26 protein-coding genes are annotated in these 24,997 nt (G+C 70.6%); 13 read left to right on the top strand and 13 right to left on the bottom strand.

Annotated features, from left to right (window positions below; genetic code table 11):
* Positions 1-8: 8 nt before the first annotated feature.
* The 5 genes from E1288_RS00705 to glf form a co-directional block, all read right to left on the bottom strand.
* A complete protein-coding gene (locus E1288_RS00705; RefSeq protein ID WP_235883244.1) occupies positions 9-557 on the bottom strand; it encodes a Uma2 family endonuclease in 549 nt (182 codons plus the stop codon).
* A 152-nt stretch (positions 558-709) separates the two neighbouring features.
* Positions 710-1,936, bottom strand: coding sequence for a decaprenyl-phosphate phosphoribosyltransferase (locus E1288_RS00710; protein WP_408012730.1), 1,227 nt, complete (start codon positions 1,934-1,936; stop codon positions 710-712).
* Positions 1,929-2,501, bottom strand: coding sequence for a phosphatase PAP2 family protein (locus E1288_RS00715; RefSeq protein ID WP_397527406.1), 573 nt, complete (start codon positions 2,499-2,501; stop codon positions 1,929-1,931). Before E1288_RS00715 ends, E1288_RS00710 begins: the two co-directional genes overlap by 8 nt.
* A gap of 22 nt (positions 2,502-2,523) precedes the next feature.
* Complete coding sequence (locus tag E1288_RS00720) at positions 2,524-4,485, bottom strand: glycosyltransferase (protein ID WP_132479227.1); 1,962 nt, start codon at positions 4,483-4,485, stop codon at positions 2,524-2,526.
* A 1-nt stretch (position 4,486) separates the two neighbouring features.
* On the bottom strand, positions 4,487-5,677 hold the full coding sequence (glf, locus tag E1288_RS00725; RefSeq protein WP_132479229.1) for a UDP-galactopyranose mutase: 1,191 nt from the start codon (positions 5,675-5,677) through the stop codon (positions 4,487-4,489).
* A 284-nt stretch (positions 5,678-5,961) separates the two neighbouring features.
* Here glf and E1288_RS00730 point away from each other — a divergent pair, with 284 nt between their 5' ends.
* Positions 5,962-7,203 carry a glycosyltransferase 87 family protein gene (locus E1288_RS00730; RefSeq protein ID WP_207954102.1) on the top strand — a complete coding sequence of 414 codons (1,242 nt, stop codon included), beginning with the start codon at positions 5,962-5,964 and terminating at the stop codon, positions 7,201-7,203.
* 222 nt (positions 7,204-7,425) lie between these two features.
* Positions 7,426-8,469 carry a peptidoglycan recognition protein family protein gene (locus E1288_RS00735; RefSeq protein ID WP_132479231.1) on the top strand — a complete coding sequence of 348 codons (1,044 nt, stop codon included), beginning with the start codon at positions 7,426-7,428 and terminating at the stop codon, positions 8,467-8,469.
* A 10-nt stretch (positions 8,470-8,479) separates the two neighbouring features.
* Here the strand turns inward: E1288_RS00735 and E1288_RS00740 are convergent, their stop codons facing one another.
* On the bottom strand, positions 8,480-9,130 hold the full coding sequence (locus E1288_RS00740; protein ID WP_132479233.1) for a TetR/AcrR family transcriptional regulator: 651 nt from the start codon (positions 9,128-9,130) through the stop codon (positions 8,480-8,482).
* 101 nt (positions 9,131-9,231) lie between these two features.
* On the opposite strand from E1288_RS00740, the gene E1288_RS00745 reads away from it, so the two are divergent.
* The gene (locus tag E1288_RS00745) at positions 9,232-10,419 is read left to right on the top strand and encodes a cytochrome P450 (RefSeq protein WP_132479235.1); all 1,188 of its coding nucleotides are present in this window, start codon (positions 9,232-9,234) and stop codon (positions 10,417-10,419) included.
* A gap of 13 nt (positions 10,420-10,432) precedes the next feature.
* Positions 10,433-10,624: a ferredoxin gene (locus E1288_RS00750; RefSeq protein WP_132479237.1), complete on the top strand. Its 192-nt coding sequence runs from the start codon at positions 10,433-10,435 to the stop codon at positions 10,622-10,624.
* Positions 10,625-10,651: 27 nt separating this feature from the next.
* Here the strand turns inward: E1288_RS00750 and E1288_RS00755 are convergent, their stop codons facing one another.
* Positions 10,652-11,467 carry an HAD family hydrolase gene (locus E1288_RS00755; RefSeq protein ID WP_132479239.1) on the bottom strand — a complete coding sequence of 272 codons (816 nt, stop codon included), beginning with the start codon at positions 11,465-11,467 and terminating at the stop codon, positions 10,652-10,654.
* 126 nt (positions 11,468-11,593) lie between these two features.
* Here E1288_RS00755 and E1288_RS00760 point away from each other — a divergent pair, with 126 nt between their 5' ends.
* Positions 11,594-12,466, top strand: coding sequence for an LLM class flavin-dependent oxidoreductase (locus E1288_RS00760; protein ID WP_132479241.1), 873 nt, complete (start codon positions 11,594-11,596; stop codon positions 12,464-12,466).
* A 103-nt stretch (positions 12,467-12,569) separates the two neighbouring features.
* On the opposite strand, the gene E1288_RS00765 is transcribed toward E1288_RS00760, so the two are convergent.
* Complete coding sequence (locus E1288_RS00765; protein WP_132479243.1) at positions 12,570-13,160, bottom strand: helix-turn-helix domain-containing protein; 591 nt, start codon at positions 13,158-13,160, stop codon at positions 12,570-12,572.
* 96 nt (positions 13,161-13,256) lie between these two features.
* On the opposite strand from E1288_RS00765, the gene E1288_RS00770 reads away from it, so the two are divergent.
* The gene (locus E1288_RS00770; RefSeq protein ID WP_132479245.1) at positions 13,257-13,892 is read left to right on the top strand and encodes an endonuclease; all 636 of its coding nucleotides are present in this window, start codon (positions 13,257-13,259) and stop codon (positions 13,890-13,892) included.
* Between the two features lie 100 nt (positions 13,893-13,992).
* On the opposite strand, the gene serS is transcribed toward E1288_RS00770, so the two are convergent.
* The 3 genes from serS to E1288_RS00785 form a co-directional block, all read right to left on the bottom strand.
* Positions 13,993-15,255 (bottom strand): serine--tRNA ligase, encoded by a 1,263-nt coding sequence (serS, locus tag E1288_RS00775; protein ID WP_132479247.1) that lies wholly within the window; start codon positions 15,253-15,255, stop codon positions 13,993-13,995.
* Positions 15,256-15,482: 227 nt separating this feature from the next.
* Positions 15,483-16,652: a glutathionylspermidine synthase family protein gene (locus E1288_RS00780; protein WP_132479249.1), complete on the bottom strand. Its 1,170-nt coding sequence runs from the start codon at positions 16,650-16,652 to the stop codon at positions 15,483-15,485.
* Between the two features lie 3 nt (positions 16,653-16,655).
* Entirely contained in the window at positions 16,656-17,333 is a 678-nt protein-coding gene (locus E1288_RS00785) for a hypothetical protein (RefSeq protein WP_235883245.1), read from the bottom strand.
* Between the two features lie 138 nt (positions 17,334-17,471).
* Here E1288_RS00785 and E1288_RS00790 point away from each other — a divergent pair, with 138 nt between their 5' ends.
* Both E1288_RS00790 and E1288_RS00795 read left to right on the top strand, forming a co-directional pair.
* On the top strand, positions 17,472-18,473 hold the full coding sequence (locus E1288_RS00790; protein ID WP_132479253.1) for a septum formation family protein: 1,002 nt from the start codon (positions 17,472-17,474) through the stop codon (positions 18,471-18,473).
* A gap of 25 nt (positions 18,474-18,498) precedes the next feature.
* Positions 18,499-18,849 (top strand): metallopeptidase family protein, encoded by a 351-nt coding sequence (locus E1288_RS00795; RefSeq protein ID WP_132479255.1) that lies wholly within the window; start codon positions 18,499-18,501, stop codon positions 18,847-18,849.
* A gap of 96 nt (positions 18,850-18,945) precedes the next feature.
* Here the strand turns inward: E1288_RS00795 and E1288_RS00800 are convergent, their stop codons facing one another.
* On the bottom strand, positions 18,946-19,593 hold the full coding sequence (locus tag E1288_RS00800) for a histidine phosphatase family protein (protein WP_132479257.1): 648 nt from the start codon (positions 19,591-19,593) through the stop codon (positions 18,946-18,948).
* Positions 19,590-20,513, bottom strand: coding sequence for a prephenate dehydratase (pheA, locus tag E1288_RS00805; protein WP_132479259.1), 924 nt, complete (start codon positions 20,511-20,513; stop codon positions 19,590-19,592). Before pheA ends, E1288_RS00800 begins: the two co-directional genes overlap by 4 nt.
* A 217-nt stretch (positions 20,514-20,730) precedes the next feature.
* Here pheA and E1288_RS00810 point away from each other — a divergent pair, with 217 nt between their 5' ends.
* From E1288_RS00810 to E1288_RS00830, 5 genes are all read left to right on the top strand, one after another.
* A complete protein-coding gene (locus tag E1288_RS00810; protein ID WP_132479261.1) occupies positions 20,731-21,342 on the top strand; it encodes a macro domain-containing protein in 612 nt (203 codons plus the stop codon).
* 104 nt (positions 21,343-21,446) lie between these two features.
* Complete coding sequence (locus E1288_RS00815; protein WP_132479263.1) at positions 21,447-21,959, top strand: DoxX family protein; 513 nt, start codon at positions 21,447-21,449, stop codon at positions 21,957-21,959.
* A 70-nt stretch (positions 21,960-22,029) separates the two neighbouring features.
* Positions 22,030-22,671: a response regulator gene (locus tag E1288_RS00820; protein ID WP_165967919.1), complete on the top strand. Its 642-nt coding sequence runs from the start codon at positions 22,030-22,032 to the stop codon at positions 22,669-22,671.
* A gap of 50 nt (positions 22,672-22,721) precedes the next feature.
* The gene (locus tag E1288_RS46670; RefSeq protein ID WP_165967920.1) at positions 22,722-23,480 is read left to right on the top strand and encodes an AraC family transcriptional regulator; all 759 of its coding nucleotides are present in this window, start codon (positions 22,722-22,724) and stop codon (positions 23,478-23,480) included.
* Positions 23,481-23,566: 86 nt separating this feature from the next.
* Positions 23,567-24,988 carry an L-lactate permease gene (locus tag E1288_RS00830; protein WP_132479269.1) on the top strand — a complete coding sequence of 474 codons (1,422 nt, stop codon included), beginning with the start codon at positions 23,567-23,569 and terminating at the stop codon, positions 24,986-24,988.
* The last annotated feature ends 9 nt before the right edge of the window (positions 24,989-24,997 follow it).

Genomic DNA, 24,997 nt, shown 5'->3' on the forward strand with positions numbered 1-24,997 from the left:
CCAGCACCTCACCGCGGCAACAACGCGGCGGGATCGACGGTCAGCTGAGACGGCGACTCCAGGTACATGGTCGTCGCACTTTCGGTGACCAGGAGATAACGCTCGTCCTTGAGCTCGTACGCGGCCAGGCTGATCGGCTTTTCGAGATCGACGATCCAATAGTTGGGAATCCCCGCCTCCGCGTACTCGGCGAACTTGAGGACTCGGTCGATCCTCCCCGAACCTGGCGAAACCACCTCGACCGCCAGCACCACGTCCGAAGCCTGATACCGCGCGGGATTCTCCTTGGCCAATGCGGTCGGGACGACGACGAGATCAGGAACTCGCACAGTGGCCAAGTGCTCGAACAGCACGACTTCGACCTCAGCCAACGCAACGAAGGACTTGGGCAGCTGTGCTCGCAACTGGTAGCCGAGTTCCATCAGTGCCAACTGGTGGAAGGACACCGGCCGAGGAGTCACGTGGAGGATCCCTTCAACGAGTTCAACGCGATGGCTGTTGTCCTCGGGAAGAGCGGCCCAATCTTCCAGGGACAGTAGGTGGTCCGGCCGCGTCACAGCGCTCATCGCGCACTCCTCCTCAGGCCAGGTACCGGTTACTTGGCTATTGTGCCCCACTCACCCAACAGTGTCCCCGGTCAGCGCGTTGGACCGAAATGCAGCGGCGCCCCCGGCCTGGTTCGGTCGGGGGCGCCGCTGTATTGGTCCTCTTACAGGTAGAACGCCAGGAAGAGGCAGCCGGCGAGGATCACGCCGAGGACCATCAGGACCTTGTCCTTCAGGACCACTTCCTCCGGCTCCCCGGCCACGCCCTTGTCGATGTCCACCGCGTACCGCAGGATCGCGATCACCATCGGGATGATCGAGATCAGGCCCCAGCGGGACGACTCGTCCTCCTGGATGGCGTACGCCCACAGGGCGTAGCACATGATCGTGATCGCCGCCGCGATCGCCCACACGAACCGCAGGTACGACGGCGAGTAGGCCTTCAGCGACTTGCGGATCTTCGCGCCGGTCTCCGCCGCCAGCTTCACCTCGGCGTAGCGCTTGCCCGCCACCATGAACAGCGAGCCGAACGCGACGATCAGGTAGAACCACTGCGTGATGACCAGGTTCGCGGCGGCACCACCGGCGATGGCGCGCAGCAGGAAGCCGGACGCCACGATGCACAGGTCGATCACCGGCTGGTGCTTCAGGCCGAAGCAGTAGCCCAGCTGCACGGCGATGTAGACCGCCATCACCGCGAGTAGCTGCATGCTGGTCACGGCCGAGATCAGCAGCGAGCCGCCGAGCAGCAGCACGCACACCGCGTACGCGATCGGCACCGGGATCAGGCCGGCGGCGATCGGACGGTTCCGCTTGGTCGGGTGCTGCCGGTCCGCCTCGACGTCGATCGCGTCGTTGACGAAGTAGATGCCGGACGCGGCCATCGAGAACACGATGAACGCGACGACCGAGTGCCACAGCACGCCCGGGTTGAGGATCTCGCCCGCACCGAACGGCACGGCCAGCACCAGGACGTTCTTCACCCACTGCTTGGGGCGCAGTTCCTTGATCAGGCCGGTGACCAGGCCCGCCGTGGTGCCCGCCTTCGCGGTCACCTTCGCGTGGTAGGCGTCCGAGGACTTGTCCTTGACGTCGTCGGACTTGACCGGAGCGGCCTCCAGCACCTCGTCGCCGAACTCGGCGCCGATCGTGCCGTCCGCGTCCGCCTCGACCTCGGCCAGCTTGGCCTTCGCGGCCTTGTCGGCACCGGACTCGTCCGCGTCGGACTTGTCGTCATCGGACTTGTCCGCACCGGACTCGTCGGTGCCGGGCTTCTCGGTGCCGGCCAGCACCGCGTCGCCGACGGCGGCACCGTTGCTGCCTTCCGCCTCGGCCTCGGTCGAGGCATCGGGCTTCCCGGTGTCGACCTCGGTTTCGTTCTTGTCAGCCACGGTTCCTCCGCCGTCTCATGAATCGCCGCACGCCCCACGCCACGGCACCGCCGAGCGCCGAACCGGCGACCACATCGCTCGGATAATGAACCCCCAGGACAAGCCGGCTGACCATCATCGGCGGCACCAGCACCGGGGTCAGCTTCTTGCCCGTCATCCCGCCGTAGAGCACCGCGGCGGCCGTCGTGGACGTCGCGTGCGAGGACGGGAAGCTCAGCTTGCTCGGCGTGCCCACGAGCACCTGCACCTCGGGGTCGGCGGGCCGGCGGCGCCGCACCACCCGCTTCACCGCGATCGACGCCGCGTGCGCGGCGGCGACCCCGGCGGCGGCGGTCAGCCACTCGCCGCGGCGCTTGCGGTCCACCAGCGCGCCGACCGCGCCGATGGCCAGCCAGCCGCCGGCGTGCTCGCCGAACAGCGACATCGCCCGCGCGGTCTTCACCACCGCCGGCTTCGCCAGCGCGCCCTGCACCTTGCGCAGCGCGACGGTCTCGGGGGTGACCGCCGCCGCCGATGCCTCTTCAGCGAGTTCTTCGGGGGCGGTCGCCGTCGTCAGCTCTGCCACATCGTCTCCGGGTGAGTCGGGGTCACTTCTTGTCGAAGACCTGTTTCCAGGACTCCGCACTGGTCAGCTCCGGCAGCGCGGCGCGGTAGGCCGACCGCAGCCGGCCCCACTCCTGCGCCAGCCGCTTGTAGTTCGCCAGCGCGCGCAGGCCGAGCCGACGGAACTCCTCCGGGTCGCGGCGCCGGAACGCCACGCCGCTGCCGTCGGCGTTCGACACGGTCGCGCTGTCCAGGTTGCCCAGCAGGAACCACCGTGCGGCGGCAGCGGGCACGTTCAGCTGGGGCCTGTCGGAGGCCGTCTTCGTCGGCTCCTTCAGGTTGTGCAGCAGCGCCTTGGACGCGCGGGCCGCGATCACCGCCGGGTTCACCGGCGGCTTGAGCAGGCCCTCGGCCATGATCGGGTCCGCCGACGGCGGCGGGAACTCGCGGGCCGACGGCAGCGTCTTGGCGTCGTCGTAGTCCTTGCGCAGCTCGCGGACCTCCGGCAGCGCCGTGCGCAGCGTCTCGAACAGCCCGTCCGGGCCGGCCATGAAGTCCTCGATCGCCTTCTGCTGGACCGCGACCGTGGAGTACTCCATCGACAGCAGGTGCCGGAGCGTGAGCTTCAGGCCCTGCTTGACGATGTTGGACTTGACTTCCTCCGGGCTGTGCAGCGCGGCCAGGATCAGCCTGTTGCGGGTGTGGAAGTACGCGGTCCAGTCCGTGGCGTCGTTCTTGTCGGTCCACGGCATGTGCCAGATCGCCGCGCCCGGCAGCGTCACCGTCGGGAACCCGTGCCCGCCCGCGCGCAGGGAGTACTCGGAGTCGTCGTGCTTGATGAACAGCGGCAGCGGCAGCCCGGTGCGCTCGATGACCTCGCGCGGAAACAGGCACATCCACCAGCCGTTGTAGGTGGAGTGGATGCGCTGGTGCAGCTTGGCCGTCTTGCGCAGCGTCTTCTTGGCGAAGTCGTGGTCGGTGACCGCGCCCGGCGCGGCCCGCCAGATGCCCTGCGCGAGGTCGACGACCTCGCCCATGGTGTGCAGCCGCGAGCGGGCCTGCAGGTTGAGCATCTGCCCGCCGACGATCACCGGGTTCGACGCCGCGCGCGCGAACGCGTTCGCGCGGAGCACGCCGTCGGGCTCCAGCGCGATGTCGTCGTCGATGACCATGACCTGCTCGGCGTCCGAGTTGTGCACGCCCTCGTACATGACGCGGGTGAAGCCGCCGGAGCCGCCGAGGTTGTCCTGCTCGATGACGTGCAGCTTGTCGCCGATCCGGCGGGCGGCCTCGTCGAAGCCCTCGGTGTCGCGGATCTTCTGCGGGCCCTGGTCGGCGACCACGACGCGCTCAACGACCGCCATCACGTCCGGGTCCTCGCCCAGCGTCTGCAGGGCGAGCACGCAGTCGGCGGGCCGGATCGTGGTGGTGCCGATCAGCACCTTCTGCTTGGGCAGCGGCACGTCGGTGGTCCACGCCGCCTCGTCGATCTCCAGCGAGGCGTCGTTGGTGAACAGGTCGAACCAGATCCAGCCGCCGTCCTCGAACGGCGTCAGCGCCACCCGGAACTCCAGCGAGGTCCAGTCCGGGCTGTCGACCGGGCTGCCCTGCAGGTGGACGCTGTCGCCGTTGGCCTTCGAGCGGTAGACGTCGAGCCGACCGGCCCCCTTGACCTTCAGCCGCAGCACGACCTCGTCGACCTTGGTCCAACGCTTCCAGTAGCTGGCCGGGAAGGCGTTGAAGTAGGAGGCCAGGGAGATCTTGCTGTTCGCGGGCACCACCAGGCGGCGGCGCGACACGACGGTCGCGGAGCTGTTCAGCGCCGTGGGCTCGTCGATGTACAGCGGGCGCACGTCCAGCGGGTCTTCGCCGCGCGGGAACACGACGCGCTGCAGCACCTGCTCGGGCGCCACGTCGGCGGTCCCGGTGCGCATCGATGTCACGTCGCTGAGCTTGCTCTCGCCCGCGGCGGCGGCACGGTCCTCTCGAGGGGTCCGGTCGGTCACGTCAGTCCTCCAGCGAGCCGTCCAGCGAGCGCCCCTCGGTGAAGTACGGGGCGATCTTGTTGTCGAACATGCTCAGCGCCGAACCGATGGCCATGTGCATGTCCAGGTACTTGTAGGTCCCGAGCCGCCCGCCGAAGACGACCTTGCGCTCCTTGGCCTCCTTCTTGGCCAGCTCGCGGTAGGCCTCCAGCTTCTGCCGGTCCTCCGGGGTGTTGATCGGGTAGTACGGTTCGTCACCGCTCTCCGCGGCCCGCGAGTACTCGCGGACGACGACCGTCTTGTCCTTCGGGTAGTAGTCGCGCTCCGGGTGGAAGTGCCGGAACTCGTGGATCCGGGTGTACGGGACTTCCTGGTCGGCGTAGTTCATCACCGACGTGCCCTGGAAGTCCCCGGTCGGCACGACCTCGGTCTCGAAGTCCAGGGTGCGCCAGCCCAGCTCACCCTCGACGTAGTCGAAGTAGCGGTCCAGCGGGCCGGTGAAGACGACCGGCACGTCGGCGGGCAGCTCGGCGCGCACGTCGAAGAAGTCGGTGCTCAGCCGGACCTCGATGTTGTCGTGGTCGGCCATCTTCTGCAGCCAGGCCGTGTAGCCGTCGACCGGCAGGCCCTCGAAGCTGTCGTTGAAGTACCGGTTGTTGAAGTTGTAGCGGACCGGCAGGCGGCTGATGACGGCCGCGGGCAGTTCCTTGGGGTCGGTCTGCCACTGCTTGGCCGTGTACCCGCGCACGAACGCCTCGTACAGCGGGCGGCCGATCAGCGAGATGGCCTTCTCCTCCAGGTTCTGCGCGTCCGCCGTGTCGATCTCGGACGCCTGCTCGGCGACCAGCGCCTTGGCCTCGTCCGGGGTGAACGAGCGGCCGAAGAACTGGCCCAACAGGCCCAAGTTCATCGGGAACGAGTAAATCTGCCCCTGGTACTTGGTGAACACCCGGTGCTGATAGTCCGTGAACTCGGTGAACTGGTTCACGTAGTCCCACACGCGTTTGTTCGAGGTGTGGAAGAGGTGTGCGCCGTAGCGGTGCACCTCGATACCCGTTTCGGGCTCCGCCTCCGAGTAGGCGTTGCCGCCGATGTGGTCACGTCGGTCCAGCACCAGCACCCGCTTGTCCAGCTGGGTGGCGGCGCGCTCTGCGATCGTGAGGCCGAAGAATCCGGAACCAACAACGATCAGGTCATAGCCTGCGAAGCTCACAGCCGTCGAGGGTAGCGGGGACGAACCACCGGCCCGAAACCGCGTTGACGTTCCAGGCTACGCATGGCTACGGGGCGTGTCGATATCGCGTCAGCGGGGCGCATTTTCGCCTTTGATCAGGCATTTTTCGCAACAGCGGGTGATTCCGGCAGTACCGTTCGCAGCTATTCTCGAATGTTATTACTCGTCAGGCGACCCGACCGGCGTGTCGTGCCTTCGATAACATCGCGCCCGGCGCGACGCGAGTGCGCCGCGCCGCATTCCAGGGGCGGTGAGCATCGGTTTTGGCACGCGCACGTGATGGGCGGGTACTGCTGGTCGCGGCGGTGATCGTCGAGGTCCTCGCGATCTGGTTCGTGCACTGGATCGACACCCGCGGCTACATGGACACCGAGATCTACCGGCTCGGTGCCCGCGCGTGGCTGAACGGTCTCCAGGTGTACGGCGCCGACCTGACGCCGGAGACGCCGGACTACGGCACGTTGCCGTTCATCTACCCGCCGTTCGCAGCGCTGCTGTTCATCCCGCTGACCTGGCTGTCGGTGGACGGCGCGGTGGTGCTGGTGGCGGTGCTGTCGCACATCGCGATCCTCGTCACCGCCTACTCGCTGGCCCGCTCGTCCAGCTACCTCGCGCCGCGCGCCGGGCAGGTCGCGGTGGCCACGGCGGTGCTGATGCCGTGGTTCACGCTGATCGAGCCGTCCCGCGAGACGATCAACTACGGGCAGATCAACCTGGTGCTGATGGCGCTGGTCGCGGCCGACTGCCTGCTGCCGCGCACCCGGTGGCCGCGCGGGCTGCTGGTGGGCATCGCGGCGGCGATCAAGCTCACGCCGCTGGGCTTCCTGCTGCTTTTCCTGCTGCGCCGGGACTACCGGGCGATGGCCGTGACCACTGCCACCTTCGCCGCCACCGTGCTGATCGGGTGGATCGCCGCGCCGAAGGACTCGGCCGACTGGTGGCTGGACAGGATGCTGTCCACGGGGGACTCGTTCGGCACCGTCTACGCCGGCAACCTCACGCTGCGGAGCCTGCTGGCGAAGCAGTCGCTGACCGGGTTCGAGCTGAACTCGCTGTGGCTGCTCGGTTCGGTGCTGCTGCTCGTGCTGGCGGTGCTCGGCATGCGGTACGCGCTGCGGATGGACAACGTGCCGCTGGCGCTGGTGCTCAACGCCGTGCTGGTGCTTCTGGTTTCGCCGATCTCCTGGTCCCACCACTGGGTCTGGGCCGGGCCGGCGTTGGCGCTGCTGTTCGCGATGTCGCTGCGGCACCGCTGGCACGGCTTGCTGCTCACAGTCGGGTTTTGCGCGCTGACGGTGCTCGTCGGTCCGCAGTGGTACCTGCCGAACACCGAGGACCGCGAGCTGGACTGGACGTTCTCGCAGCAGATCGTCGGCAACGCCTACACGCTGATCGGCATCGGTTTCCTGATCGCCGCCGCGGTCGCCCACCTCCGCTCCCGGTCGGCCCCGGGCGCCCCGCAACTTCCATTGAAATCGAAGATCCGATTTCCATTGAAACCATAGAAGTTGTCCACACCCTCCGGCGTGTCGTGTCCCGACACGCCGGAGTCCCGCAATTTCAATGGAAATCGAAGATCTGATTTCCATTGAAATTGCGGAATTTGTCCACATCGGACGGCGGAGCGACGTCACTCGTCCAGAGCAGTTGGGGCGGCGGCTGATCGGCGCCCACCGCATACTCGCCTCGCACAGCCCCGATCACCGCGCGGAAGCGAGGTATCGCCCATGCGTCTCCGGTTGAGCGTTCCGATCGCACTGCTGCTCGCCTCCACCGCACTGCCCGCCACGGCGGAGCCCCCCGAGACCACCAGCACCCGAATCGCATTGCGCGACACGCCGCTGACCCGCGACGCGACGCGGGAGGTGCACGCCGACCGCGCTTTCGACCTGGTCGGACTGACCTGGCGCGGTCCGGCGCCGGAGCGCATCGAGGTGCGCACCCGGACCGGTTCCCACTGGACCCCGTGGACGGCGCTGGAGCCGATCGACTCGGCTCCCGACCGCGGCACCCTGCAGGGCAGCGAACCGCTGTGGACCGGCCGCGCCGACACCGCGCAGGTGCGGGCCCGCCGGGGCGGCGTCGACGTGACCGGTGATCTGGAGCTCGTCGCGATCGACCCGGGCACGGCACCGGCCGCGGCGCCTCGATCGAACGCTCCCGGCCAGCCGCCGGTCGTCGGCCGCGCGCAGTGGGGCGCCGACGAGGCCCAGATGACCTGGCCGCCGGAGCGCACCGAGACCAAGGCCGTCGTGGTGCACCACACCGCCGGGACCAACGACTACGGCTGCCGCGAGTCGGCCGCCATCGTGCGGGCGATCTACCGCTACCACGCCGTCGAGTTGAAGTGGGGCGACATCGGCTACCACGCGCTGGTCGACAAGTGCGGCACGATCTTCGAGGGCCGCGCGGGCGGGCTGCGCGACACCATCGTCGGCGGGCACGCGCGGGGCTTCAACCAAGGCACGTTCGGCGTGTCGATGATGGGCAACTACGACCGCGTCGTGCCGCCCCCCGAAACCGTCGAGTCGGTCGCGGCGATCAGCGCGTGGCGGCTGGGCACGGCCCGGGTGGCCGCGGACGGCCGCACCGAGCTGATCGCGGGGCCCGCGGGCAACTCGCACTTCCCGGCCGGCGCGGCGGTCCCGCTACCGACGGTCTTCGGCCACCGCGACGTCAGCAGGACGGCCTGCCCGGGTCAGCGCGGGTACGAGCGGCTCGACGAGATCCGCGCCCGCGCGACGGCCCTGCAACGCGACAACCGGCCCTGACACCCGGCGCTCACGCGCCGCTGCTCACCGACCCGATGCCCTGCATCGCGATGTCGAAGCCGCGCCTGACCGCGGCCTGAGCCGCGTCGAACGAACCGGTCTCCGCCAGGCTGGTCACCAGCGCGCCTTGGGCCGCGCCCACCAGGGCCCCGACGACGGCGGCGGCGCTGATCGGATCCAGCTCGTCCGGGTACGCCTGCCGCAGGGCTTCGGCCAGCCGGCTCTGCGCCGCCTGCACGTGCCGGAAATAGTGCGCCTGCAGGGCCGGAACGGTGGTGACCAGGCGGTTGCGGGTCACGGCCAGCTCCGGGTCCAGATCGAGGTTCGGCTCCGACTGCAGATCGGCGTAGCCGGTCGCGAACATCCGCAGTGTCTGCTCACCAACCCGCATGAGCACCTGACCAGGCGTTTCGTCCGGCTCGCGCTCGGCGATCAACCGGAGGGCGAGGTCCATGCGCGTCTCGAAGCCCGTGAAGAGCACGTCCTCCTTGCTGGGGAAGTAGTTGAAGAACGTCTTGGTGGACACCTCCGCGGCCGCGGCGATCTCGGCCACCGTGGTCGCGTCGTAGCCCTTGTCCCCGAACAGCCGGACCGCCGCGCGGACCAGCGCATCCCGCGTGCGCAGCTTCTTCCGCTCGCGCAATCCCACGCCATCCGCCATGGCCGGCATCTTACACTCCAGAGTTTTTTACATTGATTGTAGTTTTTCCTGAAAGGTGCTATTACATTGCCTGTAAATTTTTCTGACCGAGGGAGCACGGCATGACCGAGACCTTCCCAACCCCAGTCGACATGCCCATCGCGCGCAGCACCCCCTTCGACCCGCCGGAAGAGCTGCTGCGGCTGGGCGAAGAGCGGCAAGTCAGGCCGCTGGCGTTCCCGGACGGCCACGTCGGCTGGCTGGTGACCGGCCACGTCGCGGCCCGCGCCGTGCTCGCCGACCCGCGCTTCAGCGTTCGACCGGAACTCCGGCGCCTCCCGTTCCCCCACCCGGCCTCGGAGCAGCAGCCGATGCCGGGCGTGTTTCTGCGGATGGACCCGCCGCAGCACACCCGCTTCCGCAGGCTGCTCACCGGCCAGTTCACCGTGCGGCGGATGAAGCAGCTGGAGCCGCGGATCCAGCAGATCACCGACGCCTGCCTGGACGACATGGCCCGGACCGGCCCGCCGGTCGACCTCGTGCAGACCTTCGCCCTGCCGATCCCGTCACTCGTGATCTGCGAACTGCTCGGCGTCCCCTACGCAGACCGGGAGCGGTTCCAAACCGTCACGCGCACCCTCGTGTCGGTGGAGGTGAGCGACGAGGAGTACCACCAGGCCTGGCGCGATATCGCCGACTACCTCGGCGAACTCGTCCGGGCCAAGCAGGCCGATCCGACGGACGACCTGCTCGGCGGCCTCGCGGGCAGCACCGAGGTGACCGACGAAGAACTGACGGGCATCGCAACCTTGCTGCTGCTCGCCGGCCACGAGACGACCGCGAACATGCTGTCGCTCGGCACGTACGCCCTGCTGCGCCACCCGGATCAGCGCGCCGCGCTGACCGCCGACCCGTCGCGCGTCGACGGCGCGGTCGAGGAACTGCTGCGCCACCTCTCGATCATCGGGATGCTCACCCGGACCGCGTTGGAGGACGTCGAGCTCGAAGGTCAGCGCATCGAGGCGGGCGATTCGGTGGTGATCTCGGTGTCGGCCGCCAACCGGGCGCCGGAGCTGTTCGACGATCCGAACGCCTTGGACGTCGGCCGGGCCGCCGGTCGGCACCTCGCGTTCGGGCACGGCGTCCACCAGTGCCTCGGGCAGCAACTGGCCCGGATCGAGATGCGGATCGCGTACGCGTCGCTGTTCAAGCGGTTCCCGGCGCTACGGGCAGCGGTGCCACCGGAGGACGTTCCGGCCCGCGACGACATGTTGATCCACGGCCTGCACAGCCTGCCGGTCACCTGGTGAGGAGCCGAGCCTGATGCGAATCGAAATCGACCGGGACCGCTGCGTCGGGGCCGGAATGTGCGCCCTGGCCGCGCCGAGCGTGTTCGACCAGAACGAAGAGGACGGCCTGGTGCTGCTCGTCGATGCCGAGCCGCCGGAAGAGGCCCGCGAATCGGTGCGCACTGCCGCGGTCACTTGCCCGTCCGGGGCCGTCGCCGTGTCGTGAGTGGTGGTTCCGGTATGAACCGGAGCGTCACCACCAGCGGTCGAGGACGTGCGCCACGCCGTCTTCGGCGTTGGTGGCGGTGGTGACCTCGTCGGCCACCGCCAGGGCCTCCTTGTGGGCGTTGCGCATCGCCACGCCGTGGCCCGCCCACTCCAGCATCGGCACGTCGTTGGGCATGTCGCCGAAGGCGATCACGTCCTCCTGGGCCACGCCGAGCTTCCCGGCCACCGCCGCCAGCCCGGTCGCCTTGTCCACGCCCGGCGCCGACAGCTCGATCAGGCCCGCCGTGGTCGAGTAGGTCAGCTGCAGCTGCGAGCCCAGCACCTCGCCCGCCGCCGCGGCCATCTCCGCGCTGGTCATGTGCTTGTGCAGGACCAGCAGCTTCACCGCCGGCTTGCCGGTCAGCTCGTCGGTGCCGGCCACTCGGATGTCCGAATTCGGCCACGCCCGGCGGAAGTCCACCTCGGCGAGGAACTGCTCGTGCGGCCGGTCCCGCGCCCCGTCGGTGGTCCGCTCCACCGCGAAGGCGCAGCCCGGCAGCTCGTGCCGCAGCTCGCGGGCGACGTCGTGCAGCAGCATCGGGTCGATCACATGGCTTTGCAGCACCCGGTCGGCGGCCGCGTCGTAGAGCACCGCGCCGTTCGCGCACACCGTCACCCCGGACACGCCCAGGCCTTCGACCACCGTCGGCACCCAGCGCGGCGGACGCCCCGTGACCAGGACGAACGGCGTTCCCGACGCCACCACCCGCTGCACCGTCCGCGCGGTTCGCGGGCTCACCCGCTCCATCGGGTCGAGCAGGGTTCCGTCCACGTCGGATGCCACCAGGCCAGGTTTGCGCACGACGCCATCCTGCCTGGTCCCGGTCGCCGCCCGGGAGTCGAGGACCCGCCGCCGCGACCCGGGCCACGTTTCCGCATCACCTGATCGGGTCGATAAGGGCCGGGCGGTACCAGTACGGTCGACGGCGTGCGAGTTGGGATCGTGATTTTGCCCGAACACCGGTGGTGGGCCGCCGAGCCGCTGTGGCGGATGGCCGAGGAGTACGGCTTCGCCCACGCGTGGACCTACGACCACCTCGGTTGGCGGTCCCTTGTGGACAAGCCGTGGTTCGACGCGGTTCCGACGCTGACCGCGGCCGCCACGGTCACCTCGACGATCCGGCTGGGCACCCTGGTCGCGTCGCCGAACTTCCGGCACCCCGCGCACTTCGCGCGGGAGCTGACCGCGCTGGACGACATCGCCGACGGCCGCCTCACCCTGGGCATCGGCGCCGGTGGCGTCGGCTTCGACGCGCACGTGCTGGGCCGCCCGGAGCTGACCGCCGGGCAGCGCGTCGACCGGTTCACCGAGTTCGTCGAGCTGCTCGACCAGATCCTCACCCGCGACTGCACCGATCACTCCGGCGAGTACTACACGGCCGTCCAGGCCCACCGGGCGCCCGGCTGCGTGCAGCTGCCCCGGGTGCCGTTCGTGGTCGCCGCCAACGGGCCGCGGTCGATGCGGCTGGCGGCCCGGTACGGCCAGGGCTGGGTGACCACCGGACGGGAGGCCGACGACCCGGAGGCCTGGTGGCGGTCGGTCGGGGAGCTGTCGCTGCGGTTCGCCGAGGTGCTCGCCGAGCAGGGCCGGGACCCGGCGAAGGTCGACCGGTACCTGCAGGTGGACGCCGGTCCGGTCTACTCGATGTCCAGTGTGGACCACTTCCGGGACGTGGTCGGCCGGGCCACCGAACTCGGCTTCACCGACGTCATCACGCATTGGCCGCGGGCCGACGAGCCCTACGCGGGCAAGGAGTCCACCGTCGAGGAGATCGCCTCGGAGGTCCTCCCCGAGCTGTGACCTCCCCGTGACAACCCGAGCACGGACTCCGCACCGGCTAGGAGCGCTGCGGTTCAACCTTGGCGTCAGCTACGCCGAGGTCAAGGAGATCTGGCAGGAGTGATCAAGCCTCGCCGCGGGGCGACGTCTGCAGCGTCGCCCCGACCGCGAGGAACTCCGCGGGCTCGCCGCCGAGCGCCGAGAGCCGGTGCGGGACCCGGGAGCTGAAGCTGACGCTGTCGCCGGCCCGCAGGGTCGTCGTCCCCTGGTCGAACTCGACGTGCAGCCGCCCGCTGAGCACGTAGAGCCAGTCGTGGCCCTCGTGCCGGACCGGCCGCACTCCCTCGCTGGACGGCGAAATCCGGTAGCGGGCGGCGTAGAGCCCCGGGATCACCGCGCGCGGCGTCAGCACCTGCAGGGCCATGCCGTCGGTGTCGACCGTCGGCGCCTCATCGCCGCGCAACACCATCACGGCCGGCCCCGGCTTGTTGTCGGTGAACAGCTCGGACAGCCCGACGCCCAGCGCGGTCGCCAGCTGGGCCAGCACATCCAGGGACGGTGTCGCGTCGCCGCGCTCCACGTTCCCCAGCAGCGCCACGCCCAGGCCGGCCCGCTCCGCCAGGTCCGCCTGGTCCAGCCCGCGCGCCGCCCGCAACCGGCGGATCCGGTCGCCGAGACCGGCCAGGGCGCGGGCCTGTGAAGAGGTGTCCGACACGCCCCCACCATAAGTCGGGTACCGGGGGCTCGCCGTGATCGCAGGTGTGCCCCCGGCGGTCGCCGGGTAGGCCTTGCGCGGCAGGAGGTGGTGACGATGTCGGCGGAGAACGTCGTGCAACGCCTGCTGGACGAGGCGGGCACCACCTACGCCGCCCAGGCCGGGATCTCGCTGGCGAACAAGCCCGCCCCGCTGTACCGGCTGCTGGTGCTGGCGGTGCTGATGTCCACCCGGATCAAGGCCGAGCTGGCGGTGTCGGCCGCGCGGGAACTCGCGGAATTCGGGACGCCGCAGAAGATGTGCGACGCGACCTGGCAGCAACGCGTCGACGCGCTCGACCGCGGGCACTACGCACGGTACGACGAGAGCACCGCGACGGCGCTCGGCAAGGGCGCGCAGCTGCTGATCGACCGGTACCACGGGGATCTCCGGCGGATCCAGGCGAAAGCGGACGGAGACATCGACGTGCTGCAGGAGAAGCTCATCGAGCTGCCACGGCTCGGCCCGGTGGGTGCGGACATCTTCTGCCGCGAGGTGCAGCTGGTGTGGCCGGAACTCCGGCCGTTCTTCGACAAGAAGGCGCTGGCGGGTGCGGAGAAACTGGGCCTGCCGACCGATCCGGACGAGCTCGCGGAGCTCGTCGAAGGGCACGAACTCGCCCGCCTGGCGGCGGCCCTGGTGCGGGCCACGCTGGACCGCGGCCTCGCCGCGGAAATCACCAAGGCCGCATGACGCCGCTGGTCACCGGTTTCCGCAGTTTCAATTGAAACTGCGCACCAGACACGGGCAGGGCCGCAGTTTCAATTGAAACTGCGGCCCTGCCCGTGGTCGATCACTTGGGTTCGAGGACCTCTCGGCCGCCGAGGAACGGGCGCAGCGCCTCGGGCACTCGCACCGAACCGTCCGGCTGCTGGTGGTTCTCCAGGATCGCGACGATCCAGCGGGTCGTCGCCAGCGTGCCGTTGAGGGTGGCCGCGATCTGCGGACGGCCGTCCTCGTCGCGGTAGCGGGTGTTCAGCCGCCGCGCCTGGAACGTGGTGCAGTTCGACGTCGAGGTCAGCTCGCGGTACGTCTGCTGGCTCGGCACCCACGCCTCGCAGTCGAACTTGCGGGCCGCGCTGGCACCGAGATCCCCCGCCGCCGTGTCGATCACCCGGTAGGGCACCTCGATCTTGGCGAGCATCTCCTCTTCCCACGCCAGCAGCCGCTCGTGCTCATCGCGGGCCTCGTCCTCCCGGCAGTAGACGAACATCTCCAGCTTGTTGAACTGGTGCACGCGGATGATGCCGCGGGTGTCCCGGCCGTAGGACCCGGCCTCCCGGCGGAAGCACGTCGACCAGCCCGCGTAGCGCAGCGGCCCGGCGGAGAAGTCCACGATCTCGCCCGCGTGGTAGCCGGCCAGCGGGACCTCGGAGGTGCCGACCAGGTAGAGGTCGTCCTCCTCCAGCCGGTACACCTCGGTGGCGTGGGCGCCGAGGAACCCGGTGCCCTCCATGATCTCCGGGCGCACCAGCACCGGCGGCACGACCAGCGTGAACCCGGCGGCGGCGGCCTGCGCGGCGGCCATGTTCAGCAGCGCCAGCTCCAGCTGGGCGCCGATGCCGGTCAGGAAGTAGAACCGGGCGCCCGCGACCTTCGCGCCGCGCTCCATGTCGAAGGCGCCGATCGCGGTGCCCAGCTCGACGTGGTCCTTGATCTCGAAGTCGAACTCCCGCGGCACGCCGACGTGCTTGAGCACGGCGTAGTCGTCCTCGCCGCCCGGCGGCACATCGGGCTCGACGATGTTGGAGACGGCCCGCTGGGCCCGCAGCAGCTCCTCGTCGCCGGCCGACTGCTCAGCCTCGGCCTCCTTGACCTGGGCGGCGAGCTCCTTGGCGCGGGCGAGCAGGGCGTCGCGCTCCTCGCCCTTGGCCTTGCCGACCTGCTTGCCGAGCTGCTTCTGCTCCGCGCGCAGGTTGTCCGCCCGGGACACCGCGGACCTGCGACGCTCGTCGGCGGACAGCAGCGCATCCACCAGGGACGCGTCCTCTCCTCGCGCGCGCTGCGAAGCGCGCACCGCTTCCGGATCATCGCGTAGCGTCTTCAGGTCGATCACAGCTGGTCAGCGTAGTCCGCACCGTCGACCTACCGACCCGCAGGGTGCGCTCAACGCCGTCGCCTGCGCGCGGGCGCACGCGCCGCCCAATTTTAGGCAAAACCGGAAACCCGGCCCCGCGAGGCGCGGGCCGAGCGGAGCCCCGGTTTCAGGCAAGACCTGGAGACCGTTTTGTCCCGGTTTGGGCGGTTCCAATTTTAGGCAAAATCGGAAGCCCCCGGGTGGTGTCAGGCGGTGCCGGGGATGCGGTGCGGGACGAAGGCCGCGCCGTCGTCGGTGATCAGGCCCGCCGTCTCGCGGATGCCCAGGCCGGCCGAGGAGTCGCCGACCACCCAGGCGCCGAGGGCCGGGCGCATCCCGTCGAACTCCGGCAGCGGGTCGAACGCCTGGTAGACGTAGCCCTCCTCGCCGTACACGCCGCTCGTCTCGGTCTCCCAGCCCGGCGCGACGACCTGGATGTTGTTGCCCTCGCGGCCCAGGCGCGGCTTGCGCACGTACTCCGTCAGCAGCCCGGGCTGGTCCAGGAACGTCGGCAGCAGGTTCGGGTGCCCCGGGTGCATCTCCCACAGGATCGCCAGCAGCGCCTTGTTGGACAGCAGCATCTTCCACAGCGGTTCGACCCACTGCGTGGCCGGCAGCGTCTTGACGGCGTGCTTGCCGAAGTCGTCGTCGACCATCCACTCCCAGGGGTAGATCTTGACGATGGAGTTCATCGGCGCTTCTTCGAGGTCGACGAAGCGCTCCAGCAGGCTGTCCCAGCCGATCTCCTCGATGGGCAGGCCGACGGTGTCCAGCCCGGCCTCCGCGGCGGTCTCCTGCAGGTAGGCCGCGGTGATGTTGTCCTCACCGGTGACGTCGGCGGACGACCAGGTGAAGTGCGCCTCGTTGGTGGCCAGCTGCTCCTTGATCTCGCCCCAGCGCTCGACGAGCTTCTCGTGGATGGAGTTCCACTGGTCGTCGCCCTCGTGGCACTCGGTCAGCCAGTGCCACTGCACGACCGCCGCCTCCAGCAGCGACGTCGGGGTGTCGGCGTTGTACTCCAGCAGCTTCGCCGGGCCGGTGCCGTCGTAGCGCAGGTCGAACCGGCCGTACAGGTGCGGGTCGTGGCGCTTCCAGGACTCGGCGATGTGCGGCCAGACCCACTCCGGGATGCCGAAGTCCTTGTAGCGCTCGGTGGTGACGACGTGGTCGACGGCGTCCAGGCACATCGAGTGCAGCAGCTCGACGTCCGCCTCCAGCGAGAGCACCTCGTCGAGGCTGAACTCGTAGTGCACGCCCTCGTCCCAGTAGGGCCGGGCCGTGCCGTCGGCCGCGCGCGCGGGGGTGCCGAAGACGAGGCCGAGCTCCTCGACCTTGGCCTGCCAGTCCGGTCGTCGTGCCGTGGTCCTGCGCCGCACTCGTCAGCTCCCGCTACTGCCGCTCTTGTTGTTGATGCCGAACCCACCGCGCTGGATGGTCTTGCCCTTGCTGTCCTTGATCGTCGAGCCAGACGGCTTGGTGAACGACGACCCGGAAGCGGGCGAGCCGACCGGCGGGGCCGACACACCGGCAGGCGTGTAGGCGTACCGGTAGGAGCTGTGCTGCCCGCTGGGAATCGTGGTGCCGGGCAGGAAGATCGGCATGAAGAACATGCCGCCGCTGTGGTAGCCGCCGTGGGAGGACACGTAGTTCTCGTCGCAGAACTGGTCCTGGTCGCGGACGCCAGGCTGGCCCGACTGGTCCGTGGCGCAGTACTCCTGGGACGCGTTGGCCTCGTTGCTGATCTCCGACGCGGAGTACATCGCGGCCACCAGCGCCACGACGCCGACCGTCGCGCCGCCGCCGATCATGATGCGGCGCCGCTTCTTCGTCTTCGCCTCCGCTGCCGCTAGATCGGCGCGGTGCTGCTCCTCGCGGCGCTTCTCCGCGGCGATGCGGGCGCGCTGCTCCGCCAACGTCGGTTCGCGCGGCGTCGTGCTCTCGTCCTGGTACCGGATCCGGCCGCGCCCCGCCGCGTCGGGCGACACCGGTTGCTCCGGTTGCTCCGGGTTGTCCGGGGTGTTCCCCCCGCCCCACTGCTGCCGGTCGTCGTCTGCCACTGGCTTGCCATCTTCCGTCATAGCCCCACTCCCGAACGCAACATTACCTACCGTGGCGACGTGTCCGGCAACGAATCGGTTCCGAACATCTGCGATGGCGCCGCGCACGCCGCCACGCGGCGAGGCATCATGTGATCGATGGCAGCGCCCGATTCCCCTCCCAGACCAGGCCGGAACAAGCCCAACACCCGGCTCGTGATGATCTCGGCTGCCATCGGCGCCCTCCTGATCCTGGTGGTCAGCGCGGCGCTGAACTGGCCTACCGGCGGCGGACCCGGCGTCGGCGGGTCCGGCAGGATCGGCTCGGCACCGGCGCCAGAGGTGGTCTTCGAGGCCGCCGCGGGCGACTGCCTGAACTGGACCGAGCCCGACGCCGCCGACATCCGCAAGGTCACCTGCAACGAGCCCCACCTCTTCCAGGTCACCGGCAGCGCGGAGCTGGGCCAGGAGTTCGGCCCCGACGCCCCGTTCCCGGGGACCGAGCAGTGGCAGCAGCTCAAGCAGCAGCACTGCACCGAGGTGTCGAAGCAGTTCCTGTCGAACCGGTTCGACCCGCACGGCAGGTTCAACGTGGGCGCGTTCACCCCGAGTGAGGAGGGCTGGGGCAACGCCGACCGGACGCTGCACTGCGGGATCCAGCAGCCCGGGCCGTCCGGCAAGCTCTACCCGATCACCGGCAGCGCGGCGAACACGGACCAGTCCAACGTCTACCCGGTCGGCCGCTGCCTGGGCATCAACGGCACCGCCGTGTGGGACCCGGTGGACTGCGCCCGGCCGCACGCGGTGGAGATCACCGGCCTGGTCGACCTGGGCGAGCAGTTCCCCGGCGGCTACCCGGAGGAGAAGCCGCAGGACGACTTCCTGGTGACCAGGTGCGAGGAGCTGACCGGCCAGTACGCGGGCGGCCCGACCGTCGCCAAGGACAAGGGCCTGATCGTCTACTGGGACACGCTGGCGCCGGAGAGCTGGGAAGCCGGATCGCGGCAGGTCAACTGCAAGGTCAGCGCGCAGCTGCCGGACGGCAGCGGGCTCGCGCCGGTGACCGGCGGCGTCAAGGGGCAGGTGCAGGTCGGCAAGGAACCGGCGCCGAAGGACACCGCGCCGATTGAGCCGGGCGTGCCCGCGACCGAACCCCGCTGACGCCCGAGTGCGGTAGAACGGGGTCATGCCGGTGGAGATGACCCGCGTTCGGTTCGAGGAGCTCGTGGGCGACGCCCTCGACCTGCTGCCCGCGGAGTTCGCGGCGGCGATGAACAACGTCGTGGTGCTGGTGGAGGACGCCAACCCCGAGGACCCGTCGCTGCTCGGGCTGTACGAGGGCATCGCGCTGACGGAGCGGGACAGCACCTACAGCGGCGTGCTGCCGGACCGGATCACGATCTATCGCGAACCCCTGCTGGACATGTGCGCGGACGAGGAAGAAGTGGTCGACGAAGTGGCCGTGACGGTGGTGCACGAGATCGCGCACCACTTCGGCATCGACGACGAAAAGCTCCACGCCCTCGGCTGGGGCTGACCGTTCCGCCTGGTCAGATGCCGTGCGCATTTTGTGCTGCCATGGCGACACTAAACGCGCACGGCACCTGAGCAGCGGAAACGCTTCGTCCGTTGATCAGGGCGTGTCGAGGCCGTCCCAGGAGAGGCAGCGCCAGCCCGTCCGGGCGTCGGGGTCGGCTTCGAGGACGATCACGCCCGTGTTCGGCAGGTACCTCGCGTTGGCATGGGCGCCGTCGACGTTCGCCGCCAGGGCGCACGCCGCGAGCCTCAGCATCGCGCCGTGGCTGACCAGCGCCACCGCGCCGTCACCCGCTCCGTCGATGGCGCTGCGAGCCCCGTCGACGAACCGGGTCACCGCCTCGCGGCCGGTTTCCCCGCCGGGCATCGGCACGTCGAGCCGCCCGGCATGCCAGCTCTCGTAGACGTCGCCGAAGATCTGCAGCGCCTCCGGGTCGCCGCGGCCTTCCAGCTCGCCGACGTAGACCTCGTGCGTTCCGTCGACGACCTCGAGCGGCAGCCGGTGCCGCTGCGCCAAGGGCTGCGCCGTCTGCTGCGCGCGCACCGCGCGGCTCGCGTGCACCGAGACGATCTTCTCGTCGGCAAGCCGCTCGGCGAGCCGGGCCGCCTGCTGCTGGCCCAGCTCGGTCAGGCCGGGGCCCGGCGGCAGCGTGTCGAGCAGGTGCGCCACGTTGGCCGGGGTTTGCCCGTGGCGGGCGAGGATCAGGCGCAATCCGGTCGGCGCTTCCAGCAGCAACTCGGTCATGCCAACCGCCCCGCCCGGACGTCGTCGAGCCACTTCGCCGCGACTTCGAACGCCTGCTCCGAGGCCGACGGGCGGACGCCGGCCGGCGAGCGGTCCGCCTTCGGGTAGGACCCGAGGAACCAGACGGTGCTGCAGCGGCGGTGCAGCGCGGTCAGCGCGTCGCCGATCCGGGCGTCCGCGACGTGCCCGTCGAAGTCGAGGAAGAACCGGTACTCGCCGAACCGCTCGCGCAGCGGCCGGGACTCGATGCGGCTGAGGTTGATGCCGCGCAGCGACAGCTCGGCCAGCATGTCGGCCAGCGTGCCGACCTCGTCGCTGATCACCGCGCACACCGACGTGCGGTCCGCGCCGGTGGGCTCCGGCAGCGCGCCGGGGCGGCGGACCAGTAGGAAGCGGGTGACCGCGTCGCGCACGTCGGCGATGCCGCCTGCGAGCCGCACCAGCGACGGGTAGTGCTCGATGGCCACCGGCGCGGAGATCGCCGCGTCGAACTCGCCGGCCGCTGCCGCGGCCGCCCCTGCTGCGGTGGAACTGGCGGCGTGGACGCTGGCGCCCGGCAGGTTCTCGGCCAGCCAGCCGCGGACCTGCGCGAGCGCATGCGGGTGGCTCGCGACGGTGCCGATCTCGGACAGCGCGATGCCGGGCCGGGCCAGCAGGTCGAACTGCACCGGCAGCACGGCCTCTTGCACCGCGACCAGCGGATCGTCGGTGGTCAGCGCGTCCAGCGTGGCCGGCACCGAGCCTTCGACCGAGTTCTCCACCGGCACCCCGGCGGCCAGCACGTCGCCGGCGCGCACTGCGGCCAGCGCCAGCGGCACGGTCTCGAAGGGCACGAGTTCGGCGTCGAAACCACCGGTCAACTGCCGGGTGGCCTGTTCGGTGAAGGTGCCCGGCGGGCCGAGATACGCGATTTGTGGCACCCGCCCAGACTAAGAGGAGACGCCCCCGGCACGCGGGCAGGTTCCGATGGCGCAACCGCAGCCCCCGTAAGCCGGGCCCCGCGATCGTCCGAATGCGCGGCCGGATTGCGTCGGTCTTCCGAGTCCCGCGGCACCCGTGGCATCCGGCGGGCCGGGCGCGCGGCGAATCGGCGCCAGGTGTGACCTACCCGATGCCACCGCGCCGCGCATTCCTGCGATGCTGTGGGGCGTGACCGCAGATTCGGGGCGCTCAGCGGATGGAGCGAAGCCGGAGCTGCAGCTCGTCCTCTGCGCGCTGGACGAGCCGCTGGCCGCCGCCTGGCACGACATCGCCGACAGCCGAGCCGGCCTCTCCGTTCACCAGGGATCGGTCCTTGACCTGCAGGTCGACGCGGTGGTGAGCCCGGCGAACTCCTACGGCTGGATGCGCGGCGGCATCGACGCGGTGTACGCCCGCACCTTCCCCGAGGTGGAGGAGCAGGTCCGCAGCGCGGTGCTGGCCTACCACGGCGGCGAGCTGCCGGTCGGCGAGGCGTTGCTGGTGCCCACCGGCGCCCCGAACCCGATCTGGCTGATCAGCGCTCCCACCATGCGGGAACCCGGCGAGAGGCTGCCCGCCGACACGGTGCACCCGTACCTCGCGGCGCGGGCCGTGCTTCGGCTCTGGGCGAGCGGGGTCCTGGAGAACGGAACGCCGGTCCGGCACGTGGCCCGGTCCGTCGCGATGCCCGGCCTGGGCACCGGCGTCGGCGGGGTGTCGCCGGAGCTATGCGCGCGGCAGGTCGCCGCGGCGTGGGACGAGGTCTTCGCCCGCGTCGAGCAGCTCTGACGAGCCACTCCCGCGCGGTTCGCCCGGCGGTGCGGACGAGCAGGCGGACCCGGATCCGAGTGAGTACCGTCGGGCGCACCGGCCGACCACCCAGGAGGTCCCAGATGCTCATTCGCCGTTTGGCCCGGCCGATGCTGGCCGCGATCTTCATCTACGGCGGGATCGGCGCGTTGCGCGATGCGCCGAGCCACGCGAAGGCCGCCGCGCCGCTGTTGGAGAAGACGACGGCACCGCTCAAGGACTCGCTTCCCGAGCACTTCCCGACCGATCCGGAAACGCTGGTGCGCATCGACGGGGCGGTGAAGATCGGCGCCGGGACCCTGCTGGCGATCGGCAGGTTCCCCCGGCTGGCCGCGCTGCTGCTCGCCGGGAGCGTCGTGCCCACGACGCTGGCCGCACACGCGTTCTGGGAGATCGACGACCCGCAGGAACGCACCAACCAGCAGATCCACTTCCTCAAGAACGTCGGGCTGCTCGGCGGGCTGCTGATCACCGCGGTCGACACCGGCGGCAAGCCGTCCGTCGGCTACCGCGCGAAGCGCCGCGCGCGCAAGGTCTCCGCGCACACCCACCAGACCGTCGGCGCGATCAAGGGCGTGAAGAAGGTCAAGAAGTAGCCGCGAATTCCCGGTTTGTCAGGCAACCCTCAGCTCACCACTCGCCGAGCACGTACGTAGCGTGGGGTGTGTGCCAGTGAGGGTCCTGCTAGTCGATGATCATGAGGTGGTCCGGCGCGGACTTCGCGACCTGCTGGACACCGAGGACGACGTGGAGATCGTGGCGGAGGCCGGCGGCGTCGGCGAAGCCCTGGTGCGCGCGCAGGCGACCGGGCCGGACGTCGCGGTCATCGACATGCGGCTGCCCGACGGCGACGGCCTGGAGCTGTGCCGCAAGCTGCGCGCCCTGCCCGAGCCGCCGTACTGCCTCGTGCTCACCGCCTTCGACGACGAGAGCGCGCTGGTCGGCGCGATCAACGCCGGGGCGTCCGGCTACCTGCTGAAGCAGGTGCGCGGGCAGGACCTGGTCAACGCGGTGCGCGAGGTCGCGGCCGGGCGGTCGCTGCTGGACCCGGTCACCACCGGCCGGGTGCTGGACAGGCTGCGCAAGTCCACCAGCCCCGAACCGGACGAGCTCGCGGCGCTGACCGAGCGGGAGCGCAAGGTGCTGGAGCTGATCGGCGAGGGGCTGACGAACCGGCAGATCGCCGAGCGGCTGTTCCTGGCGGAGAAGACGGTGAAGAACTACGTGACCTCGGTGCTGGCGAAGCTCGGCATGGAGCGCCGCACCCAGGCCGCGGCCTGGGTCGCCCGACGCCAGGGCCAGAGCTGACCGCGGAAGGCGAGCACGCGCGGCTGTGGGCCGCGCCCGGCGGTTCGCAGGTGGAGCTGCTGGCCGCCCGCTTCGAGCGCTTCGCCTTCGACCGGCACAGCCACGAGCAACTCGCCGTCGGCGTCATCGAGCAGGGCGCGGAGGGGCTGCACATGGCCGGCGGCAAGGTGGTGATCCCGGCCGGGCAGCTGGTCGTCCTGAACCCGGGTCAGGTGCACACCGGCTTCGCCGCCGACGAATCCGGCTGGCGGTACCGGATGTTCTACTTCGACACGGCGATGGTCGCCGAACTGGCCCGCGAGCACCTCGGCACCGGTGACGTCTGGTTCCCCGACACCGCTGTGCGGGACGCCGCGCTGTTCGACCGGCTGCGCCGCGTTCACCGGGAACAGGAGCACGCCGACGACCCACTGACCGCGGAGTCCCTGCTGCTCGGCGGCCTGGGCGCGGTGTTGCACCGGCACGCCCGCACCGGGCGGGCGGCCTCCCCCGCGTCCGCCGGGCGTCGCGGCCCGGCGCTGGCCCGGCAGCTGCTGCACGACAGGTGGACCGAGCCCGTCACCGTGGCGGAGCTCAGCGCCGCCGCGGGCATGCCGCGGGCCTCGCTCATCACCGCCTTCCGCCGGGAGTACGGGCTGCCGCCGCACGCCTACCTGCTGCGGCTGCGCGCCAACCGCGCCCGCCGGCTGCTGCTGGCCGGGCAGCGGCCTGCGGAGGTCGCCGCCGCTACGGGCTTCGCCGATCAGGCCCACCTGACCCGCGTCTGCAAGCGGTACTTCGGGGTCACGCCCGGCGCGATCCGCCCCTGAACTTTCGTTCAAGACCGCCGCCGATCGCGCCGCGAGGCTGGGTCCGAGCCGGGTGCGGAGCGAAAGGCGGAACGATGGTGTGGGCGATGGCGGTGTCCCCGCTCGTCATGGTGCTGGGAATGATCACGGTGCTGCGCCGGCCGGCGCACTGGGCGGCGGTCGCGGGCGCCGTGCTGGCCGCGCTGCTGACCTGGTGGCTGCCGGACTTCGCGCTGCCGGACGACGCGCTGACCGACGGGGCCGGCGGGGCCGGCCTGCTGGTGCTCAACGCCGCCGCGGTCATGCTGCCCGGCGTCTACCTCAGCCAGGTGCTCACCCGCCGGGGCGTGCACCGATCGCTGCAGGAATGGGTGCGTGGGCTGCCGCTGCCCGGCCCCGCGAAGATCGCCCTCGTGGTGGCGGGCATCGCCCCCACGGTGGAAGCGCTCACCGGATTCGGGGTGTCCCTGCTGGTCACCGTGCCGGTACTGCTCGCCCTCGCGCCGCCCGCGACCGCGCTGCGGCAGGCCATGCTCGGCATGAACATCATGCCGTGGGGCACTCTCGGGCTCGCGACCGTCATCGGCGCCGCGCTCGCGGGCACGGATGCGGCAGTCCTGGGCACCGCCACCGCGGTCACCAGCTGCCTGGTCTTCCCGCTGGTCACCGCGTGGGCGGCGCTGCTGGCCCGCCCGCAGCGCCGGCTCCGCGCCGCCATCGCGGCGGTGCTCGCGGGCGGGTCGCTGTCGCTCGGTTTGCTGGGGCTCAACCTGGCGGGCGTGGTCCAGCCGGCGGGCGTGCTGGCCGGGCTGCTGACCACGGCGATCGGGCTGGTAGTGTGCGCGGTTCGCCGCACCGAGCCGGGCGGTCGGCTGCTGCCGCCGCGGGCGGTCCTGCAGGCCTACGGCCTCGTCCTCGGCGGCATCGCCCTCACCCGCGCGGCGACGGCGGCCGGAGTTCCTCCCCTTGAGCTGCACGCGGGCAACGCGAGCTTCGCGCTGCTGTCCTCGCCGTGCCTCCCGCTGCTGGCCGCCGCCCTGCTGCTGGACCGCGGCCGCCCGCACGCCCCGGATGCCCGCGCCGCGCTGGCTCGCGTCGGACGTCCGCTGCTGGCCCTGACCGGTTTCGTCGTGCTCGGCCGGCTGATGGCGGACAGCGGCATGATCGAGCAGCTGGGCGCGGCGGTCGCCACGGCGCCACCGCTGGTCATCGCGCTGGCCGCGCCCGCGCTCGGCATGCTCAGCGGCTTCCTCACCGGCTCCAACGTCGGCGGCAACGCGCTGATGATGCCGCTGCAGGAGCAGCTCGCCCCGAGCGGCCTGGACGTGTGGTTCGCGGCCCTGCAGAACAGCGCTGCGGGCCACGCTGTGTTCACCTCGTTGCCGATGATCATGCTGGTCCTGGCCGTGGCGAGCGACCGCGCGAAGGGTGCGGGCGTCGCGGAGCACGCCCTGCTGCGCTTCGGCCTGCGGGTGGCGGTCGCGGTGTACGCGGCCCTGGCAGTGACGGCGGTGGCCCTGGTCGCGTGACTGCTGCTC

The organism is Saccharopolyspora elongata (assembly GCF_004348985.1).
Classification (GTDB): domain Bacteria; phylum Actinomycetota; class Actinomycetes; order Mycobacteriales; family Pseudonocardiaceae; genus Saccharopolyspora; species Saccharopolyspora elongata.

Coding starts and splice junctions, on each gene's coding strand:
- E1288_RS00735 (WP_132479231.1), top strand. CDS start 7,426: ATGCGTCTCCGGTTGAGCGTTCCGATCGCACTGCTGCTCGCCTCCACC.
- E1288_RS00770 (WP_132479245.1), top strand. CDS start 13,257: ATGTCGGCGGAGAACGTCGTGCAACGCCTGCTGGACGAGGCGGGCACC.
- E1288_RS00750 (WP_132479237.1), top strand. CDS start 10,433: ATGCGAATCGAAATCGACCGGGACCGCTGCGTCGGGGCCGGAATGTGC.
- E1288_RS00830 (WP_132479269.1), top strand. CDS start 23,567: ATGGCGGTGTCCCCGCTCGTCATGGTGCTGGGAATGATCACGGTGCTG.
- E1288_RS00800 (WP_132479257.1), bottom strand. CDS start 19,593: ATGACCGAGTTGCTGCTGGAAGCGCCGACCGGATTGCGCCTGATCCTC.
- E1288_RS00815 (WP_132479263.1), top strand. CDS start 21,447: ATGCTCATTCGCCGTTTGGCCCGGCCGATGCTGGCCGCGATCTTCATC.
- E1288_RS00810 (WP_132479261.1), top strand. CDS start 20,731: ATGCTGTGGGGCGTGACCGCAGATTCGGGGCGCTCAGCGGATGGAGCG.
- E1288_RS00745 (WP_132479235.1), top strand. CDS start 9,232: ATGACCGAGACCTTCCCAACCCCAGTCGACATGCCCATCGCGCGCAGC.
- E1288_RS00740 (WP_132479233.1), bottom strand. CDS start 9,130: ATGGCGGATGGCGTGGGATTGCGCGAGCGGAAGAAGCTGCGCACGCGG.
- E1288_RS00795 (WP_132479255.1), top strand. CDS start 18,499: ATGCCGGTGGAGATGACCCGCGTTCGGTTCGAGGAGCTCGTGGGCGAC.
- E1288_RS00790 (WP_132479253.1), top strand. CDS start 17,472: ATGGCAGCGCCCGATTCCCCTCCCAGACCAGGCCGGAACAAGCCCAAC.